Source organism: Rhodococcus spelaei (assembly GCF_006704125.1).
Classification (GTDB): domain Bacteria; phylum Actinomycetota; class Actinomycetes; order Mycobacteriales; family Mycobacteriaceae; genus Rhodococcus_G; species Rhodococcus_G spelaei.
Window position 1 is genome coordinate 356007 of record NZ_VIGH01000005.1, and the last position, 23004, is coordinate 379010.

1 protein-coding gene (cut by a window edge) is annotated in these 23004 nt (G+C 70.1%); it reads left to right on the forward strand.

Annotated features, from left to right (window positions below; translation table 11 throughout):
- Nucleotides 1-22962, forward strand: the 3' portion of a protein-coding gene (locus tag FK531_RS13580; RefSeq protein WP_142100132.1) for a non-ribosomal peptide synthase/polyketide synthase. It extends 20475 nt beyond the left edge of the window; the window shows 22962 of its 43437 coding nt (coding positions 20476-43437); the start codon falls outside the window, past its left edge; its stop codon occupies nucleotides 22960-22962.
- Nucleotides 22963-23004: the final 42 nt, after the last annotated feature.

Sequence of the window (23004 nt, forward strand, 5' to 3'; positions counted from 1 at the left end):
AACCTCGGCGTGCGCGCGTTGTTCGACAACCCGACCGTTGCCGAGCTCGCACAGCAGGTCGAGCGCACGACCGGAACCGGTCGGGCACCCCTCGTGCGTGCCGATCGTCCGGCACGTGTGCCGCTCTCGCCCGCGCAGCAGCGCATGTGGTTCCTGAACCAGTTCGACACGAGCTCGGCGGCCTACAACATCCCGCTCGGTATCCGGCTGTCGGGCGCGTTGGACCGGGAAGCGTTGCAGCAGGCGGCATTCGACGTCATCGAGCGGCAGGAGACCCTGCGCACGGTGTATCCGGATTCCGATACCGGGCCGTGCCAGGTCGTGCTGCCCGCCGAGGACGCGGTTCCCGACCTGACCCCGGTGCCCGTCGCGGACGAGGAGGCGCTGCGGCTCGAGGTCCTGCAGCGGTGTGCGCTCGGCTTCGACGTCACCGACTCAGTGCCGACGCGTGCGACGCTGTTCGAGCTGTCTGAGAACGAGCACGTTCTGCTGTGGATCGTTCACCATGTGTCCGCGGACGGTGCGTCGATGGCGCCGCTCGCCAAGGACGTCATGACGGCCTACGCGGCACGGTCGAACGGCATCGCCCCGATGTGGTCGCCGCTCGAGGTGCAGTACGCGGACTTCGCCATCTGGCAGCGCGGCGCACTCGGCGACGAGAGCGATCCGGCATCCGTCGCCTTCGAGCAGGTCGGGTTCTGGCGATCCGCACTGGCCGCAATGCCGGACCTGCTGGACCTGCCGACCGATCGACCGCGGCCGGCGGAGCAGTCCCAGGGCGGGGCCTCGGTGGACTTCGTCATCGACCACGAGCTGCGGACCCGCATCGACGACCTTGCGCGTAGAAGCGGTGCGACGCCCTTCATGGTCGTGCACGCAGGACTCGCAGTGCTGCTCTCGCGCATGAGCGGTACCTCGGACCTCGCGATCGGTACCCCGGTCGCCGGTCGGGGCGAGCAGGCGCTCGAGGCGCTCGTCGGCATGTTCGTCAACACCCTCGTCCTGCGTACCGAGATCGATGCCTCGGCGTCGTTCGCCGACGTGTTGCGTCATGTGCGGGCCGTGGATCTCGACGCCTACGGGCACGCGGACCTGCCGTTCGAGCGCTTGGTCGAGATCATCGATCCGGTCCGCACGATGGCGCATCACCCGCTGTTCCAGGTCTCGCTGACGTTGCAGAACAATGAGCGGGCCGAACTGCAGCTGCCGGGCCTGACGATCACCGGGCTCGACGGCAAGGCGACGACCAGTCAGTTCGATCTGGACCTGACGCTCAGCGACCGCTACGTGGACGGCGTTCTGTCCGGTACGGACGCCTCACTGGTCTACGCGACCGACCTGTTCGACGAGTCCGCGATGCGCGTCCTGGCGGCGCGCTGGATGCGGCTGCTCGACGCGGTCACGGCCGATCCGACGCTGATTGTCGGCGACCTCGACCTGCTCGCCGAGGGCGAGCAGGAACAGCTCGTGCGCGGGTGGAATGGGCGTGAGGTCGCGATCGCCGACGGTACGCTGGCGCAGCGCGTCGCCGATCGCGCGGTGTCCGCCCCGGACGAGCTCGCCCTCGTGTTCGGCGAGGTCGAGCTCACTGCCGGCGAGTTCTTCGCTCGCGTCAACCGGCTCGCGCGGCACCTGATCGCGATGGGCGTCGGACCCGAGGACCGTGTCGGCCTGGCCGCTCGGCGCTCGGTCGAACTCCTCGTCGGTATGCATGCCATCACCCAGGCGGGCGCGGCGTACGTTCCGATCGATCCGGACTACCCGCACGATCGCATCGAATACGTCCTCACGCAGGCGGAGCTGCCGGTGGTCCTCACGACCACCGCCGATATCGAGTCGTTCCGCGACGGCGTCGCGCTTCCCGTGGCTCTTACGGTGCTCACGATCGACGAGCTCGACACCGTGGCGTACTCGGACGCTCCTGTCGCCGACGCGGACCGAGTGCGTCCGTTGCGCCCCGATCACGTCGCGTACGTGATCTACACGTCGGGCTCGACCGGAAACCCGAAGGGCGTCTCGGTTCCCCACCAGGCCATCGTCAGCCAGCTCGAGTGGATGGCCGACCGGTATGCGGTCACCGCCGCTGACCGCATCATGCAGAAGACGCCGTTCACGTTCGACGTGTCGGTGTGGGAATGCTTCTTGCCCTTCCTCGTCGGTGCCCCACTGATCGTGGCGGAACCGGACGGGCATCGGGACCCGGCCTATCTGTCCGCGTTGATGCACCGGCACGGGATCACGGTTGCCGAGTTCGTCCCCTCGATGCTCGAGGTGTTCGTCGCGAGCGAGTCGGCGTCGCTGCCGACCTCACTGCGGCACCTCCTCGCCGGCGGTGAGGCCATCTCGCCGCGGCTGACTGCCACCCTGCGCGCGCGGGGCGTGCGGCTCGACAACACCTACGGCCCGACCGAGGCAGCAGTCACGACCACTTACTTCGAGTGCGTCGGGGACCACGGTGCATCCGTCCCGATCGGTGGCCCCGTGTGGAACACCGACGCCTACGTGCTGGACGCACGACTGCAGCCGGTTCCGGTCGGCGTCCCGGGCGAGCTGTACCTCGCGGGTCTGCAGCTTGCCCGCGGATACCACGGCCGTGCTGACCTGACCGCGGACCGCTTCGTGGCGAACCCGTTCGGCGCCGGCGGTGAGCGGATGTACCGGACCGGCGATCTCGTCCGGTGGCTGCCCGATGGCAATATCGACTACCTCGGCCGCACCGACTTCCAGGTCAAGGTCCGCGGATTCCGCATCGAGCTCGGTGAGATCGAGTCCGCGGTGGCCTCTCACGCCGCAGTGGCGCAGGCGGTGGTCATCGTCCGCGAGGACGGCCCCGGCAAGCAGTACCTGGTCGGGTACGTGGTCCCCACGGAGGGGCAAACGATCGACGTCACAGCGCTTCAGGACCACGTCGCGGCACACCTGCCGGAGTACATGGTCCCGACCGCGTTCGTCGTGCTGGACGTCTTGCCGCTGACAGTCAACGGCAAGCTGGATCGTCGGGCACTTCCCGTACCGGACCTGACTCGACCGGTGTCCACCTACCGGGGTCCGCGCACCGAGATCGAGGAACAGCTCTGTGCCTTGTTCGCCGAGGTGCTCGGCCTCGAGCAGGTCGGCATCGACGACTCGTTCTTCGCGCTCGGCGGCGACAGCATTGTCTCCATCCAGCTCGTGGCACGCGCCAAGGCCTCCGGCATCGTGTTCGCTCCGAAGGACGTCTTCTCCCGGAAGACTGTCGCGGCGCTCGCTGAGGTTGCGGTGCGCGGTGCGGCTGAGGCCGTCACCTTGGACGAGTTGCCGGGCGGCGGAATCGGGTCGGTGGACCTGACGCCGGTCATGCATGCGCTGCTCGAGCAGGGCGGCAGCTTCGACCGCTACTCGCAGGCCGCGGTACTCACCGCGCCGCGGAACCTGACCACTGAGTCCTTGACCAGCACGGTGCAGGCTCTCGTCGACCGGCACGACATGTTGCGTGCTGCGTTCATGACCGACAACGGCGGCGAACTCACGGTCGCCCCGGTCGGCAGTGTCCAGGTAGGCGAGCACATCCACCGCGTCGAATTCGACTGCGCGAACGGCAGCGACGAGTTCAAGGCGCTCGCCGAACGCGAGCTCGACCTCGCCTCGGCCAGGCTGTCGCCGGCACGGGGCGCCATGCTGCAGGTCGTCTGGTTCGACCCGGCCGCGGACGGCGAGCCGGAGCGCGGCGGTCGTGTCCTTGTCGTCGTCCATCACCTGGCCGTCGACGGTGTGTCTTGGCGAATCATCGTTCCCGACCTCGCCACGGCGTGGTCGATGGTCGAGAACGGCGAGGAACCCGTGCTCCCGGCCATCGGCACCTCGATGCGCCGCTGGTCGCGTGGACTGGTCGAGGCGGCGCATTCGGACGAGCGCGTCGCCGAACTCGGCCTGTGGACCGCGATGGTCGACGGCGTCGATCCGCTGCTCGGTGATCGAGCACTGGACCCCGGCCTGGATACGGTTTCGACCGTCGACGAGGTCGTCGTCGCCCTGCCCGCCGAGGTCACCGACACCTTGCTCACTGCGTTGCCTGCGCGCATCCACGGTGAGGTCAACGACATCCTGCTCACGGTCCTCGCGGTTGCCACCGCGCGGTGGCGTAGCCGGCGCGGCGTCGAGGCGCCGGAGACCTACCTCGTACTCGAGGGGCATGGCCGTGAGGCCGAGACGGTGCCGGGCGCGGATCTCGCCCGCACAATCGGCTGGTTCACCAGCGAGTTCCCAATGCGACTGTCGCTGCTGGGCGTCGATCCCGATGCGGTCCTGACGGATCCGGCGGCCGCGGCAACAGCGGCAAAGTCGGTCAAGGAGGCTTTGCGTGCGGTGCCGGACCACGGCATCGGGTACGGCCTGCTGCGTCACCTCAACGCCGAGACCTCCGCGACGCTGTCGTCCTTCAGTGCCCCGCAGATCAGCTTCAACTACCTGGGACGTTTCGCAACGTCGTCGATCACCGAGGAGAACTCCTACGGGTGGCTGCCGGATGCGAACGCCGGCAGCGTCGGTGGAGCCCGCAACGACGACATGCCGGTCACCTCGGTCCTTGACGTCAACGCCGGCACGACCGTCGGTGCGGACGGGCCCACTCTCCAGGTGACGGTGTCCTACCCGACCGGTGTGTTGTCTGCCCAGGATGCGGGCGCCTTCGCGGAACTCTGGGTCGAGACCGCAACGGCCTTGGCTGCACACGCGGAGAACCGCGACTTCGGCGGCTTCACGTCCTCCGACTTCGATCTCGTATCGGTCAGTCGTGAGGACCTGCAGCGCTGGGAGGCGACCTACCCGTCACTGGTCGACATCTGGCCGCTGACTCCTCTGCAGCAGGGCTTCCTCTTCCATGCCACGATGGCCGAGGACGCCGTCGACATCTACACCGGGCAGTTCGTGGTGGAACTCGAGGGTCGAGTCGACGCGGCGCGGATGCACGGTGCCGGTCAGGCACTGCTCGACCGCTATCCGAACCTGCGGACCGTGTTCGCCTACGGCAACGGCGAGCCGGCGCAGATCGTGCTCGGCGACGTGACACTGCCATGGCGCGAGGTCGACCTGTCGGGTCTGGCCGGCGACGAGCAGCGTGAGGAACTGGACCGAGTGCTCGCGCAAGACCTGGGCACCCAGTTCCGGATGATCGAGGCGCCACTGGTCCGCCTGCTGCTGGTGAAGACCGCGGAGCAGCGGTTCCGGCTGGTCGTCACGCACCACCACATCCTTCTCGACGGGTGGTCTTCACCACTGCTGATCCAGGACCTGCTGATCCTGTACATCACCGGTGGTGACGACTCGGCGATGCCGGTTGTCCGGTCCTACCGGGACTACCTCGAATGGCTCGTTTCCCAGGATCATGCTGCCTCGCTTGCTGATTGGGCTGCGGCGATGAGGGGTGTCGAGGCTCCGACCTTGCTCGTGCCCGACGTGCAGTCGCACGATCCGGCGGTGCCGCAGGAGCTGCGGCTCACCCTGTCCGAGACAGACACGGCTGCACTTGCCGGGGTCGCTCGCGACCACGACGTCACGCTGAACACGATCGTCCAGGCAGCGTGGGGCGTCGTGCTCGGCCAGGCGACCGCAACTGAGGACGTGGTCTTCGGTGCGACCGTGTCGGGTCGTCCGCCGCAGATCAACGGTATCGAGCAGATGATCGGTCTGTTCATCAACACGCTTCCGGTCCGTGTCACTCTCGAACCGGCGGACACGATCGTCGACGTCCTCACCCGACTGCAGGCTCAGCAGGCCGAACTGCTCGATCACCAGTTCGTCGGGCTGACCGAGATCCAGTCGGCCACCGGCTTGTCCGCGCTCTTCGACACTCTCACTGTCTTCGAGTCCTATCCCTTCGACCAGGAGGGACTCAGCGACACCACTGAAACGGCGGGGCTGCGGGTGGTCGGTGTCGACGGCCTCGACTCGACGCACTACCCGCTCACGTTGATCGCGTCAGTGGGCCGCGAACTCCATATCGATCTGAAGTTCCAGGAGCAGCTGATCGGGAGTGCTGCGGTACGGACCCTCGTCAACCGTCTGCATCGCGTCCTCGACGCCGTTGTGGCCGATACCTCGACGCCCATCGCGCAGCTCGAACTGCTCGCGGCCGACGAACGCGCGCAGTTGCTCGCCGGCTGGACCGTCCCCGGCGTGGGAGTGCCGAATCGGACGCTCATCGACGTGTTCGGCGAGCGCGCGCACACACACGCCGACCGCACCGCGGTCGTCGCGGCGGGCGAGCGTCTGACCTACGCCGAGCTGTCGTCGCGGGTGAACCGCCTCGCTCGGGTGCTCGTCGCCGAGGGTGTCGGCCCCGAGTCGATGGTCGCGGTCGCGATGCCCCGGACCGTGGACCTGGTCGTCGCCCTGCTCGCCGTGCTGCAGGCCGGTGGTGCCTACGTGCCGGTGGACGTCACCTACCCGCAGGACCGCCTCGCGTACATGCTCGAGGACGCGGCTCCGGTGTGCGTGATCTCGACCGTCGTCGACGTGTCTGCGTTGCCGGACAACGACGTTCGACCGTTGCTGCTGGATTCGCCGGAGCTGGTGGCTCGGCTGTCCGAGGTGTCCGACGCGCCGCTCGCCGATGCCGACCGGGTCGCTCCGCTGTCCCCTGCGCACCCGGCGTACGTGATCTACACGTCGGGTTCGACCGGCCGGCCCAAGGGCGTCGTGGTCCCGCACTCGGACGTGCTCACCCTGATGGCGAACACCCAGCTCGAGTTCGGGTTCGACGAATCCGACGTGTGGACGATGTTCCACAGTTACGCCTTCGACTTCTCGGTGTGGGAGCTGTGGGGGCCGCTGCTGTTCGGCGGCAGCCTGGTGATCGTGGACTACCTGACCTCGCGCTCACCCGAGGACTTCCTCGAACTGCTGCGCGCCGAGAAGGTCACGGTGCTCAACCAGACTCCGTCGGCGTTCTACCAGCTCGCCGAGGCGGATCGGGTCCACTCCCCGGGCGAAGCCTCGGGCCATGTCGCAGGGGAGAGGTCTGTCTCCGGCACAGGGGAGAGCTCTGTCTTCGGACCGCTGAGCCTGCGGTATGTGATCTTCGGTGGCGAGGCGCTCGACCTGGGCCAGCTCGACCGCTGGTACGCGCGACACGACGAGACCGCTCCGCGGTTGGTGAACATGTACGGCATCACCGAGACAACCGTGCACGTCAGCTACCTGGCGCTCGATCGTGAGTTCGCGCGGGAGTCGAAGGCCAGCGTCATCGGCCGCGGTCTTCCCGGCATGGGCGTGTACGTGCTCGACTCCCGCCTGCAGCCGGCCCCGGTCGGCGTGACCGGCGAGATGTACGTCCGCGGCGGCCAGTTGGCTCGTGGCTACCTGGGTCGGCCGGACCTGACGTCGGATCGGTTCGTGGCGGACCCGTTCGGTGCGGTCGGCGACCGGATGTACCGCTCGGGCGACCTGGCGCGCTGGAACGCGGACGGTCAGCTGGAGTACCTGGGGCGCAGTGACTTCCAGGTGCAGCTGCGCGGTTTCCGGATCGAACTCGGCGAGATCGAGTCGGCATTGCTGCGCTTCGAGGGTGTCGCGGCGTCCGCGGTGCTGGTGCATTCGGACGAGCGCACCGGCGACCGTCTCGTCGGTTACGTCGTGCCGGAACAGGGTGCGAGCCTCGATCCGGACGCGGTGCTGGCGCACGTCGGCGAGTTCCTTGCGTCCTACATGGTGCCGTCGACTCTGGTGGTGCTCGACGAGTTCCCGCTCACGGCGAACGGCAAGCTCGACCGCCGTGCCCTCCCGGCACCCGATTTCGCCTCGACTGCAACAGAATTCGTCGCACCGAGGAATCTGGTCGAGGAGGCCATCGCGGCGGTCTTCGTCGAGGTGCTCGGCATCGAGCGCATCGGCGTGCACGACAGCTTCTTCGCGCTCGGCGGCAACTCGCTCGTCGCGACCCGGGTGATCGCGCGGATCAACGCGGCGCTGGGCGTGCGCGTCGGCGTCCGGGAACTGTTCGAGGCCCCGACGGTCGCCGAACTCGCGCTGCGGGTCGAGCGGGCCGGCGACCCCGGTGCCGCCCGCCCCGAGCTCGTCGCGGGTGAGCGCCCGGCGCACGTTCCGCTCTCACTGGCCCAGCAGCGGTTGTGGTTCCTCAACCGCTTCGATCCCGACTCCGCGGGCTACAACATCCCGATGGCCGTGCGGCTGACCGGCGAACTCGACGTCGCGGCGCTGCAGGCTGCGGTGGCAGACGTGCTGGCTCGGCACGAATCGCTGCGCACCATGTACCCGGAGTCGGAGCACGGTCCGGCGCAGGTCGTCGTGCCTGCCGCCGAGGTCGCGCTCGATCTCGCACCGGTGTCGGTCGACGAGTCCGCGCTGCTCGCCACCGCGGCGCAGTTCCTGTCCGCCGGCTTCGACGTACGTGTCGCGCCGCCGGTACGGGCGCGTCTGTACGAGGTGTCGGAAACCGATCGTGTGCTGGTGATGGTCGTGCACCACATCAGTGCGGACGGCATGTCGATGGCGCCGCTCGCTCGCGACGTCATGGTCGCCTACATCTCCCGTGCCGCGGGCACAGTCCCCGCCTGGGCGCCGCTGCCCGTGCAGTACGCCGACTTCACGCTGTGGCAGCACGAGGTCCTGGGTTCGCCGGAGGACGAGACCAGCCTGGCCGCACAGCAACTCGCGTTCTGGACCCGCGAGCTCGCGGCACTGCCGGCGGCGCTCGACCTGCCGACAGACCGGCCGCGACCCGCCGAGCAGTCGATGCGCGGTGCCCGGTACGAATTCGCGATCGACGAGCGCACGACGCGCGCGATCCGCGACCTCGCGACCGCCGCTGGCGCGACGCCGTTCATGGTGTTGCATGCGGCGCTGTCCGTGCTGCTGGCGCGACTGTCCGGGGAGTCGGACATCGCGATCGGCACACCGGTCGGCGGTCGCGGCGAGGCCGCACTCGACGACCTGGTCGGCATGTTCGTCAACACCCTGGTCCTGCGGACCGAGGTCGACGCCGCCGCGTCGTTCGCCGACCTGCTCGGGTCGGTCCGCTCGACCGACGTTCGGGCCTTCGGGCACATGGACGTGCCGTTCGAGCAGCTCGTCGACGCCCTCAACCCGGCGCGATCGAAGGCACACAACCCGCTCTTCCAGGTGTCGCTCGCCCTGCAGAACCAGGAGCGGGCGGTCCTCGAACTGCCCGGACTGACCGTCGGTGCGCTCGACACCGAGGCGAACGTCACCCAGTTCGACCTCGACCTCACCCTCGGCGAGAGCATCGACGAGCTGGGCGAGCCGACCGGAATGTACGCGTACTTCGTCTACGCGACAGACCTTTTCGACGAGTCGACGATTGCCTCGCTCGCGCGGCGTTTCGTCCGCATTCTCGAGGCCGCGGCCGACGACTCGTCGCGACCGGTCGGCGACATCGTGCTGCTCGACGAGGCCGAGCGGGAGTTGGTGCTGCGGCAGTGGAACGACACGGCGGTCGACACCGAGCCCACGACGCTCGTCGCGTTGTTCGACGAGCAGGTCGCGCGCACGCCGGACGCGGTCGCGCTGGTCTTCGAGGGCGCTGAGCTGACCTACGCCGAATTCGACGCCCGGGCGAACCGTCTCGCTCGCGCGCTGATCGAGCTGGGAGTCGGACCGGACACCCTGGTCGGGCTGTGCCTGAACCGCTCGTTCGAGCTGCTCGTCGCGATGTACGCCATCGTCAAGGCCGGCGGCGCCTATGTGCCGATCGACCCGGAGCATCCGGCGGATCGCATCGCGTACGTGCTCTCTTCGTCGGCGCCCGTGTGCGTCCTGACGAGCACCGACACCGGTGCGGCGCTGCCTGCCGGCACCGATGTGGTGGCCCTCGACCTGCTCGACCTGTCGTCTTACGGCGACGAGTCGGTGACCGACGCCGAGCGCCGGTCCCCGCTCCGCCCGGACAACGCGGCGTACGTCCTGTACACCTCGGGATCGACCGGCAGGCCCAAGGGTGTGGCGGTCTCGCACCGTGCGATCACCAACCAGACCCGCTGGATGCACGGATACTTCGGTCTCACCGCGGCGGACCGGACCATGCAGAAGGCCCCCGTCACATTCGACGTCTCGGTGTGGGAGTGCTTCGCGCTCCTGGAAATCGGCGGTTCGGTCGTGATCCTGCGGCCGGACGGTCACCGCGACCCCGCGTACATGGCCAAGGTCATGGACGAGTACTCGGTGACCGTTGCCGAGTTCGTGCCGTCGCTGCTCGACATGCTGCTGCCCGACGACGACGCCACCCTTCCCGCCTCGATGCGGCAGGTCCTCGGCGGCGGCGAGGCGCTGACCCCGCAGACCACGCGGCGGGTCGCCGGGCTCGGCGTCCGGATCGAGAACACCTACGGCCCGACCGAGGCCGCGATCACCACGACGAACTTCGATGCCTCCGACATCGCTGACGGCGCGGTCGTCCCGATCGGTCGTGGGGTGTGGAACACCACCTCGTACGTGCTCGACGCGCGACTGCAGCCGGTGCCTGCCGGCGTTGCCGGCGAGCTCTACCACGGCGGTGTCCAGCTGGCCCGTGGGTACCACGGTCGTGCCGACCTCACTGCCGACCGGTTCGTCGCGAACCCGTTCGGCGGCGCGGGGGACCGCATGTACCGGACCGGCGACCTCGTGCGGTGGAACGCCGACGGTCAGCTGGAGTTCCTGGGCCGCACCGACTTCCAGGTCAAGCTGCGCGGTCTGCGCATCGAACTCGGCGACATCGAGGCAGCGCTGCTCGACGTCGCGGGGCTCGACCAGTGCGTGGTCGTCCTGCATCGGGACCCGCACGTCGGTGAGCAGCTCGTCGCCTACGTCGTGGGCACCGGTCTCGACATCGCCGCGGTCAAGTCGCACCTCAACGGGCGGTTGCCGTCCTACATGGTCCCGGCGACGTTCGTGGTTCTCGACGAGATGCCGCTGAACAGCTCCGGCAAGCTGGACCGCCGAGCCCTGCCCGCCCCGCAGATCGAGGCGAGCACGGCCGCGCACGTCGCGCCGCGCACGGCGGTCGAGGAGATCGTCGCCGACGTTTTCGCCGAGGTGGTCGGCGCCGAGCGGGTGGGTGCCACCGACAGCTTCTTCGAACTCGGCGGCCACTCGCTGCTCGCCGTGCGCGTGCTGTCCCGGATCAACGACGAGTTCGGCACCGCACTCGGTGTCCGGGTGCTCTTCGACGCCCCGACCGTCGAGGAACTGGCCGTGCTCGTCGAGCGGTCCGGCACAGCCACCGACCGGGTCGCGCTGACCGCCCAGCCGCGACCGGAGCGGATCCCGCTCTCGCTCGCGCAGCAGCGCATGTGGTTCCTCAACCAGTACGACACGTCGTCGGCCGCCTACAACATCCCGTTCGCGGTGCGGCTGACCGGGCAGCTCGACCTGCCCGCGATGACCGCGGCCGTGCGGGACGTGGCGAACCGGCACGAGTCGCTGCGCACCCTGTTCCCGAACTCGGAGTCCGGCCCGTACCAGCAGATCCTGTCCGCGGACGAGGTCCCCCTCGACCTGGTTCCGGTCTCGGTCGAGCCGGCCGACGTCCCGGCCGCGGTGCAGGAGTTCGCGCTCGCCCCGTTCGACGTGGCCGCCGAACTGCCGTTGCGCGCCAAGCTCATTCGGGTCACCGACACCGAGCACGTGCTGGCCATGACCGTGCATCACATCTCCGGCGACGGCGCGTCCACCGCCCCGCTGGCCCGCGACCTGATGGTCGCGTACCTGGCCCGCACCTCCGGTGAGGCGCCCGGCTGGGCGCCGCTGCCGGTGCAGTACGCCGACTACAGCCTCTGGCAGCGTGAACTGCTCGGCGACGAATCGGATCCGAGCTCGCTCGCCGCCGCGCAGGCCGAGTACTGGCGCGGCCAGCTGGCGGGCGTCGCGGAGGTCCTCGACCTGCCGACCGACCGCCCGCGTCCGACTCAGCGCACCCAGCAGGGCGCCTCCGTCGAGGTTCCCGTCTCCGCCGAGACCGCGGCCGCGCTGCGGGGGCTGGCGAACGCGCACGGTGCCTCCACGTTCATGGTCGTGCACGCAGCGCTCGCGGTGCTGCTCGCCCGACTCAGCGCGACCACCGACATCGCGGTCGGTACGCCCATCGCAGGCCGCAACGAGGAGGTCCTCGGCGACCTGATCGGCATGTTCGTCGGCACCCTGGTGCTGCGGACCGAGGTCGAGCCCGACCTGACATTCGCCGAGCTGCTGGCCCGCGCCCGGCAGACCGACCTGGCCGCGTACTCGCACGCCGACCTGCCGTTCGAGCGGCTCGTCGACCTGCTCGGTGTCGCCCGGTCCACCTCGCACACGCCGCTGTTCCAGGTGGTGCTCTCCACCGAGGACGTCGACGCCGACGCTCGTTTCGAACTGCCCGGCCTCACCGTCTCCGGCGTCGACTTCGACGGCCACGTCGAGAAGTTCGACCTCGAGGTGTCCTACGGCAGCAGGCCCGACACCGACGGACTGGCCGTGACCTTCGGCTACGCAACCGACATCTTCGACGCCGACACCGTCGACTCGTTCGCGCGCCGGTTCGTCCGGATCCTCGACGCGGTCGCGGCCGACGGCGAGGTCGTCGTGTCCGACATCGACCTGCTCGACGACACCGAACGCGCCGAGTTGGTCGCGGTGGCGGGCCCGCAGGCGCCCGCCGAGGTCACCCTCGCCGAGCTGCTCACGGCCGCGGCCGAGCAGGATCCGGACCGGGTCGCGTTGGTCCACAACGGCGTCGAGGTCAGCTACCGCGACCTCGACGAGCGGTCCAACGCCCTGGCGCGAGTGCTGATCGGGCGCGGCGTCGGTCCGGAGGACTACGTCGCACTCGGGATGACCCGGTCGATCGACTCGGTGACCGCCATGTGGGCGATCGCCAAGTCCGGCGCCGCCTTCCTGCCGGTCGACCCGAACTACCCGGCCGACCGGATCGAGCACATGCTCACCGACTCCGGTGCGGCACACGGCATCACAGTGCGCGGCGAGCTCGCCGCCCTGCCTGCCGCGACCGACTGGATCGTGCTGGACGCCCCGGCAGTCGTGGCTCAGATCGCGGCCGCCGACACCGCGGCCGTCACGGCGGCCGATCGGGCCGCTCCCGTCTCGCTCGCGCACCCGGCGTACCTGATCTACACGTCCGGCTCCACCGGTGTGCCGAAGGGTGTCGTGGTCACCCACCGTGGGCTACAGGCCTTTGCGGACGAGCAGCGCGAGCGCTACCGCACTCAGCCCGAGTCCCGTGTGCTGCACGTGATCTCGCCGAGCTTCGACGCGTCCGTGCTCGAGTACCTGATGGCGTTCGGGGCGGGCGCGACGATGGTGATCGCGCCCGGCTCGGTATTCGGCGGCATGGAACTTGCCACCCTGATCCGCGAGCAGCGGGTCACCCATGCCTTCGTGACACCGGCGGCGTTGGCCTCCGTCGATTCGGACGGCCTCGACTCGCTCGAGACCATCGTGGTCGGCGGCGACGTGTGCCCGCCGGAACTGGTCGCTCGCTGGGCGCCCGGCCGGCGGATGTACAACGCCTACGGACCGACGGAAGCGACCATCGAGGTCACTGTCGAGGGTCCGCTGCAGGTCGGTCACCCGGTCGCGATCGGCCGGCCGATCCGCGGCGTCGTCGCGCACGTCCTCGACTCCCGGCTCCAGCCCGTGCCCGTCGGCGTGCCCGGCGAGCTGTACGTCTCCGGACCCGGCCTGGCCCGCGGCTACCACGACCGGACCGTGCTCACCGCGGACCGGTTCGTCGCCAACCCGTTCGGCGGCGGCGGCGCAAGGATGTACCGCACCGGTGACGTCGTGCGCTGGGTGCCCGGCGTCGCAGGCGAGCTGACCCTCGAGTACCGCGGCCGCTCCGACTTCCAGGTCAAGATCCGCGGCTTCCGCATCGAACTCGGCGAGGTCAGCGCCGCGCTGTCCACGCATCCGTCGGTCGCGTTCGCGCACACCGTCGGGTGGACGAACGAGGCGCGGGACACCTCGCTGGTGTCCTACGTGCTCGCTGCGGAGGACCAGACGGTCAGCGTCGGCGACCTGCTCGAGCATGTCGCCGCATCGCTGCCGGCGTACATGGTGCCGTCGGCGGTCACCGTGCTCGACGAGATTCCGCTGACCCCGGCGGGCAAACTCGACGCGCGGGCCCTCCCCGAACCCGAGATCGTCGCGGTCACCACGGGTTACGTCGCGCCGCGCACCCCCACCGAGGAGATCGTGGCCGGCGTGTTCGGCGAGGTTCTCGGGGTCGCGCGAGTGGGCTCGACCGACGACTTCTTCGACCTCGGCGGCAACTCCCTGGTCGCCACCCGCGTCACCGCCCGGCTCGGCGCGGTCCTCGGCCTGTCCGTCGGGGTGCGTGAGGTGTTCGAGGCGTCCACGGTCGGTCAGTTGGCTGCGTTCGTGGATTCTGCTCGCGCCCAGGGTGGTTCGCGGATCCCGCTGACCGCAGGGCCGCGCCCGGCGCGGATTCCGTTGTCGCTGGCGCAGCGTCGCATGTGGTTCCTCAACCAGTTCGACACCGAGTCCGCGGCCTACAACATCCCGCTGGCGGTCCGACTGTCCGGCGAACTGGACGTGCGGGCCCTGCGGCAGGCCGTCGCGGACGTGCTCGAACGCCACGAGTCGCTGCGCACGGTGTACCCCGCCGTGGACGGCGAGCCCTACCAGGTGGTCCTGCCCGCGGTCGAGGTGCTCACGGAGCTCACGCCGAGCCGGGTGAGCGAGGAGACCCTCGTCGCCGAGGCGATCTCCTTCGGCAACACCGGATTCGACGTCACCGCCGCGCCGCCCGTGCGGATCGGACTGTTCGAGGTCGACGACACCGAGCGCGTCCTGGTTGTGGTCGTGCACCACATCGCCGGCGACGGCTCGTCGATGGCACCGCTGGCCCGCGACGTGATGGTCGCGTACGCCGCCCGCGCCGAAGGTCTCGTGCCGCAGTGGTCGCCGCTGGCGGTGCAGTACGCCGACTTCGCGATCTGGCAGCGCGCCGTCCTCGGTGACGAGGCCGACTCGGACTCGATCGCGGCCCGGCAGATCGCGCACTGGCGTGACGCCCTCGCGGACCTGCCCACCCAGCTCGAGCTGCCCACCGACCGGCCCCGGCCGCCGGTGCAGTCCCTGCGCGGTGACACCGTCGAGTTCTCGATCGACGCGGCCACGCATGCACACCTGGTCGCGATCGCCCGCGATCGCGGCGCCAGCGTGTTCATGGTCATGCACGCCGCCCTGTCGGTGCTGCTGGCCAAGCTCAGCGGCACGACCGACATCGCAATCGGCACCCCGTCGGCCGGCCGCGGCGACGCCGCCCTCGACGACCTGGTCGGCATGTTCGTCAACACCCTGGTGCTCCGCGCCGAGGTGGACCCGAACCGGACCTTCGCCGACCTGGTCGACGCGGTTCGCGGCAGCGACCTCGAGGCGTTCGGGCACACCGACGTCCCGTTCGAGCGGCTCGTCGAGGTGCTCGAACCCGAGCGTTCTACGGCCCACTCGCCGCTGTTCCAGGTGATGCTGACCTTCCAGAACCTCGAGCAGGCCAGCTTCGAGCTGCCCGGACTCACGGTCAGTGCGGTCGACTCGGGTCCCGAGGCGGCCAAGTTCGACCTCACCCTCGGGCTGCAGGAGGGCTACGACGAGCACGGCGCACCCGCCGAGATCGCCGCGTCCTTCAGCTACGCGACCGACCTGTTCGACGAGGCGACCGTCCGCGGGTTCGCGAACCGGTTCGCCCTGCTGCTCACCCAGGTCGCGGCGAACCCGGCGGTGCCGGTCGGCGCGATCGACCTGGTCGACGCGGCGGAGCGGGCGCAGCTGCTCACGCTCTCGCGCGGTGCGGCCGCCGCGGTCGACGAGCGGTCGCTCGTCGCGATGTTCGCCGAGTGCGCTGTGCGCACCCCGGAGGCCGTCGCGGTCACGTTCGAGGGTGCCGCGGTCTCGTACCGCGAGCTCGATGAACGGGCGAATGCGCTTGCGGCACAGCTGACCTCCGCGGGTGCCGGTCCCGACGACGTGGTCGCGCTCGCGCTCGGCCGGTCGTCGGACTGGATCGTGGGCATGCTCGCGGCATGGAAGGTCGGCGCCGCCTACGCGCCGGTCGACCCCGCGCATCCGGTGGACCGGATCGCGGCGCTGCTGTCAGACACCCAGGCGCGCTGCCTGGTCGCGACCGGCGAGTGGGTACGGGCGAACGATCTCGGCGCGTCGCTGGCGACCGCGGCCGTGGTGCTCGTGGAGGCGACCGGCGAGTCCGCGTCCGCGCCTGCGGACCGGTGGACCGAGTCGGGTGCGGGTGCCCGCCTCGGCTACGTGATCTCGACCTCCGGTTCGACGGGTCGACCCAAGCCGACGCTGGTGCCGATGGCCGGCATCGCGAACACCGTCGACTGGTACCGCCGCGAGCTGGCGCTCGAACCCGGCGACGGTGTGCTGGTGGCCTCCTCGCCGAGTTTCGACCTGACGCAGAAGAACGTCTGGGCGGCACTGACGTCCGGCGCTACGGTCCGGTTGGCGCCGGAGGGCTTCGACCCCGCCGCAATCCTCGCGATCGTCTCCGACGGCTCGGTCGTCGTGGCGAACATGTCACCGTCGGCGTTCGAGGCGGTCGTGGACTCCGACGCGGACGGCGTGCTGTCGCGGCTGAGGATGCTGTTCCTCGGCGGCGAGGCCGTGAAGCTGACGCCGCTGCGCGAGCTGATCGACGGCGGGCTGCGGGTGTTCAACAGCTACGGCCCGACCGAGGCGTCCGACGTGGTCTCCTTCCACGAGGTGGGTCTCGACGAGCACGGCCGCGTCCCGATCGGCACGCCGATTCCGCGCCTGGACCTGTTCGTCCTCGACGACCGTATGCAGCTGGTGCCCGCGGGCATGACCGGTGAGCTGTACGTGGGCGGTGTCGGCGTCGGCCGCGGCTACGGCGCGATGTTCGCGCAGACGGCGGACCGGTTCGTGGCGAACCCGTTCGGCGACAGCGGTTCCCGCATGTACCGGACCGGCGACCTGGTGCGCTGGACGAGCGCCGGTGAGCTGGACTACCTAGGCCGCGCCGACTTCCAGGTCAAGCTGCGCGGGCTGCGGATCGAGCTCGGCGAGATCGAAGCCGTTCTGCACGAGCAGGATTCGGTGGCACAGGCCGCCGTGCTGGTGCGCGAGGACAAGCCGGGTCAGCAGGTGCTGGTCGGGTACGTCACCGCGGTACCCGGTGCGACGATCGACGAGGCCGCGCTGGCGGCCGCGCTGGGCAGGCGCCTGCCGGAGTACATGGTCCCGGCGGTGTTCGTGACGCTCGAGGCGTTCCCGCTCAACCGCAGTGGCAAGCTCGACCGGAAGGCGTTGCCTGCGCCCGACTACTCGTCTCGGGTCAGCGCCTCGCGGGCGCCGGCGACCGAAGTCGAGTCGGCGCTGTGCGGGCTGTTCGCGCAGCTGCTGGGGCTCGACACCGTCGGCGTGGACGATTCGTTCTTCGCGCTCGGCGGCGACAGCATCATGTCGATCCAGCTGGTGGCGAGGGCCAAGGCAGTGGGCATCGTGCTCACCCCGAAGCTGGTGTTCGAGCACAAGACCGTCGCCTCGCTCGCGCGGGTCGCCGCCCTCGGCGCCGACCAACCGACCCTCGACGAGCTGCCGGGTGGGGGAGTCGGCACCGTGCCGCTCACCGCGATCATGCACTGGATGGTCGAGCACGGGCGCAGCTACGACCGGTTCTCGCAGGCCGAGATCCTCACCCTGCCGCGGGATCTGGACGTCGACCACCTGACCGCGGCGGTCGCCGCGGTGCTGGATCGGCACGACATGCTCAGGGCGCGACTGGTTCTGGACGGCGAGCGTCGCCTCGAGATCCCCGCGGTCACCGCGGTCGAGGCCGCCGAGCTGGTGCGCGTGGTGCGGTACGAGGGCGAGTTCACCGCGGCCGCGGCCGTCGAACTCGACGCCGCTGCGGACCGCCTCCGTCCGGTGGACGGCCGACTCGTCGAACTGGTGTGGATGCTCGGCGACGACGAGGGGGAGCAGGGGCACCTGCTCGTGCTCGTCCACCACCTCGCTGTCGACGGTGTGTCCTGGCCGATCCTGCTCCAGGACCTCGTCACGGCGTGGGGCCGGATCGCCAGTGGCCAGCCGGTCGAGTTCGGTGAGCGTGGCACGTCGATGCGGCGCTGGGTGCACGGCCTCGTGGACCAGGCGCGGGCGGGCGAGCGTGCCGCCGAACTCGAACTGTGGCGCGCCACGCTGACCCCGGACGATCCGGACCTCGGCTCCCGGGCCTTCGACCCCGACCTGGACACGGTCGCGACGGTGCAGGACCTCACGGTCGAGATGCCCGCGTCGATCGTCGAGGACGTGCTCACCACGCTGCCCATGAAGTACCGGGCGGCCGGCCACGACGGACTGCTCACCGGACTGGTCCTGGCACTGACCCGCTGGCGTGCCGCCCGCGGCGTCGACGCGGCGTCGGCGCTCGTCATGATGGAGAGCCACGGACGCGAGGAGGAGGTGCTCCCGGGCGCCGACCTGAGCCATACCGTCGGCTGGTTCACCACCCAGTACCCGGTGCGACTCGACCTCGACGGCATCGACCTCGGCGCGGAGTGGGCACTCGGCGACGCGGTCAAGCGGGTCAAGGAGCAGATGCTCGCGGTGCCCGACCACGGCATCGGCTTCGGCATGCTGCGCTACCTGGACCGCGAGTCCGGGGCGGAGCTGGCGGCGCTGCGCACCCCGCAGATCGGGTTCAACTACCTCGGTCGCCGCGGCGGCGCCGAGATGGACGCCACCGCGATCCGCTCGGGCGACGAGTCCGTGAACCTCGCGGGCGCACGCAACGACGACATGGTCGTTCCCGCGCTGCTCGACATCAACGCGGCCGCAGTGACGACCACGGCGGGCACCTCGCTGGTCGCGACCCTGTCGTACGCGACGGGCGTGCTCTCGCGTGCCGACGTCGAGGAAATCGCCGGCCTGTGGCGGGACTGCCTGGCCGAACTGGCCGAGCACGCCCGTGCCATCCCCGCCGGTGGCCTCACCCCGTCCGACCTGCCGCTCGTCCCGGCGGACCAGACACAGATCGCGCGCTGGGAGCGGCGCTTCCCGACCGTCACCGACGTGTGGTCGCTCTCGCCGCTGCAGGAAGGCCTGCTGTTCCAGTCGCAGCTCAGCGGCGACGCGGAGGACCTCTACCAGGTCCAGATCGCCCTCAGCCTCGAGGGCCGCGTCGACGCCGAGCGGTTCCGGAAGGCCGGTCAGGCACTGCTCGACCGGCACCCGAACCTGCGGGCCGCCTTCACCTACGAGGCGGGCATCGCGGCGCAGATCATCCAGTCGGAGGTGACGCTGCCGTGGTCCGAGGTCGACCTGACCGGTCTCACTGCCACCGAGCAGGAGTCCGCGCTCGTCGAGCTGCGGGAGGCCGACCGGGCCGCTGGCTTCGACCTGCAGTCCGCGCCGCTGATCCGGTTCACGATGGTCAAGCTCGCGGACGAGAAGTTCACGCTGCTCATGCTCAACCATCACGTCCTGATGGACGGCTGGTCGACGCCGCTGCTGCTCAAGGACCTCTTCACGCTGTACGCCACGCACGGTGAGACCACGTACCTGCCCGCGGTGCACGAGTACCGCGAGTTCCTGGTGTGGCTGTCGCAGCAGGACCGCGGCGAGTCCCTGGCCGCCTGGAAGCAGGCGTTCGACGGGGTAGACGAGCCGACCGTCGTGGTCGGCGACACCGGGGCCGATGCCGGTAGGTCGCGGGAGCTGTCGGTCGAGCTCGACGCCGAGGCGTCCGACGCTCTGGTCGCGTTGGGCCGCGAGCACGGGTTCACCCTGAACACCGTGGTGCAGTCCGCGTGGGCGCTGGTCGTGGCCACGCTCACCGGCCGGGACGACGTCGTCTTCGGTGCCACCGTGTCCGGCCGACCGCCGTACATCGAGGGTGTCGAGGAGATGATCGGCCTGTTCATCAACACCCTGCCCGTGCGGGTGCGGTTGGACCGGTCCGAGACGCTGACCCAGCTGCTGGTCCGGGTGCAGGCCGAGCAGGCTGACCTGCTCGACCACCACTACCTGGGCATGCCGGACGTCCAGTCCGTGGCGGGGCCGGGAGCGAGCTTCGACACCCTGGCGGTGTTCGAGTCCTTCCCGGTCGAGGCCGGCGACGTCGCGCAGGCCGCGGACATCGACGGCATGCGCGTCGCCGGGATGGAGGGACAGGACTCGACGCACTACCCGCTGGCCGTGGTCGCGGAGTACGGCAGCGCCCTGACCGTGCGGATGAAGTACCTCGATGGTGCGGTGACGGGTGACCGCGCCGAAGAGGTGTTCGGCATGCTCGGGCGGATACTGGCCGAAGTGGCCCGCAACCCGTACCAGCGGATCACCGCCGTCGACCTGCTCGACCCGGCGCAGCGCGCCGAGCTCGTGCCCGCCACCAGCGGTCCGGCGGCCGGATTCCGGTCGCTGCCCGAGATCCTGGCTGCGGCGGTCGCGCACGATCCGTCCGCGGATGCGCTCGTGGCCGGGGCCGACGTGGTCAGCTACCGGGACCTCGACGAGTACTCGAACCGACTGGCCCGGGTGCTGCTCGAGCGCGGTGCGGGTCCGGAGACGGTCGTGGCGATCGCGCTGTCGCGGTCGATCGAGTCGGTCACCGCGATCTGGGCCGCGATGAAGGCCGGCGCGACCTTCCTGCCGATCGACCCGAGCTACCCGGCCGACCGGATCGAGCACATGCTCACCGACTCGGGCACCCGACTCGGCCTGACCGTCGGCGCGCACAGCGCTTCCCTGCAGTCCGGACCGGAATGGATCGTGCTGGACGAACCCGCGGTCGCCGAGGTGATCGCGCAGCGGTCCGCGGCACCGGTCACCGACGCGGACCGGCCGCACCCGATCCGCCCGACCAGCGCGGCGTACATGATCTACACCTCCGGGTCGACGGGTCTGCCGAAGGGCGTCGTCGTCACCCAGAGTGACGTGTACACCACGGCCGAGGAAGCGAGGGTCCGCTTCGACCTGGTGCCCGGCGCGCGTGTGCTGCACGTGATCTCGCCGAGCTTCGACGCGTCGGTCCTCGAGTACCTGATGGCATTCGGGGCCGGGGCGACGATGGTGATCGCACCAGGGTCGGTGTTCGGCGGAGCCGAACTGGCCGACCTGATGCGCGAGCAACGCGTCACCCACACGTTCGTGACGCCGGGCGCACTGGCTTCGGTGGACCCGGACGGACTCGACGACCTCGGTGTCGTCGTCGTCGGCGGCGAGGCCTGCCCGCCGGACCTCGTCGCCCGCTGGGCGCCCGGACGCCGGTTCATCAACGCCTACGGCCCGACCGAGACGACGATCTGGGTCACCTGCACCGAGGCCCTCTCCGCGGACGAACACGTCACCATCGGCGAACCGCTGCGGGGCGTCGAGGTGGTCGTGCTCGACGGTGCGCTGCGTCCTGTGCCTGCAGGCGTGCCCGGCGAGATGTACATCGCTGGTCCCTCCCTGGCTCGCGGCTACCACCAGCGCAGTGGATTGACCGCCGAGCGGTTCGTCGCGAACCCGTACGGTGCGCCTGGCTCGCTGATGTACCGCACCGGTGACGTGGTCCAGTGGATCCGCGGGCGCAACCGGTCGGGTGCGGACACGTGGATCATCGACTACCTGGGCCGCTCCGACTTCCAGGTCAAGATTCGTGGCTACCGCATCGAGCTCGGCGAGATCGAGTCGGCTCTGTCGGCGCATCCGTCGGTCGAGTTCGCGTACGTGATCGGCGCACCCGGACCGGGCGGGGCGACCGCACTGGCCGCCTACGTGCTGCCTGCGGGGAGCGAGACCGTCGAGCCGCGGGTGCTGGCGGACTTCGTCGGCGAGCGGCTGCCCGCGTACATGGTGCCCGCTGCGATCATGCCGATCGCCGAGATCCCGCTGACCGGCGCAGGCAAGGTCGACCGTGCGGCGCTCCCGGAACCGCAGTTCACCGAGCGGGCCGAGTACGTGGCGCCGAGCACGAAGGCCGAGCAGACCGTCGTCGAGGCGTTCGAGCAGATCCTCGGTATCGGGGACATCGGCGTGGACGACAGCTTCTTCGACCTCGGCGGACACTCGCTGCTGGCGACGAGGCTGATCGCGCTGCTGCGCGACGACGCCGACATCGATGTCTCGCTGCAGTGGATGTTCACCGACCCGACCCCGCGCCGGCTCGCGGCCCGGATCGACGCCGCACGTGCGGGCGCCGATATCGGTGGCGAGGCATTCGGTGTGCTGCTGCCGCTGCGCAGCACCGGCGCCGAGGCTCCGCTGTTCTGTATCCACCCGTTCATCGGCCTGTCCTGGTCGTACGGCGGGTTGACGCAGTACGTCGGCGTCGACCGCCCGGTCTACGGCATCCAGTCGCCCGCCCTGAGCGGCGGCCAGTTGCCGGACACGGTCGAGGAGATCGCGGCCCTGTACCTCGAACACATCCGCGGCGTGCAGCCGGAGGGTCCGTACCACCTGCTGGGCTGGTCGTTCGGCGGCGTCGTCGCACACGCGATGGCAGTGCAGTTGCGGGAGGCGGGGGAGCAGGTCGACACGGTGGCGCTGCTCGACAGTCACCTCGAGCTCATCGACGGCGAGGACTCCGCCGACGACAACATTCGCGGAGTGCTCGGCGGTCTCGGCATCGACATCGATCTGGGGGCGAATGCCACCGGCATGTCGGCACAGGACGCGGTCGAGCTCCTGCGCGAGGTGCCGGGCTTCCCGGCGAGCCTGACCGCGGAACGCCTGACCCGGGTGCTCGACAGTGCAGGCCGAGCGGCAGCGCAGATCGAGGCGTACCGCCCGCGCCGATTCGACGGGCAGGTGGACTACTTCGTCGCAAGCCGGGACGGCACCGACGGAGCGGGCCAGTGGGCGGGTGCGGTGGAGTCGATCACCACGCACCACGTCGACGCCGACCACAACGCGATGACGACACCGGAGGCGCTCGCCGAGATCGGCCCGGTGCTCGACGCGGTCCTGCGCGGCATCCGGGACTGACCGAGTACGGCGAAGGCCCCGTCACACGCTGTGTGACGGGGC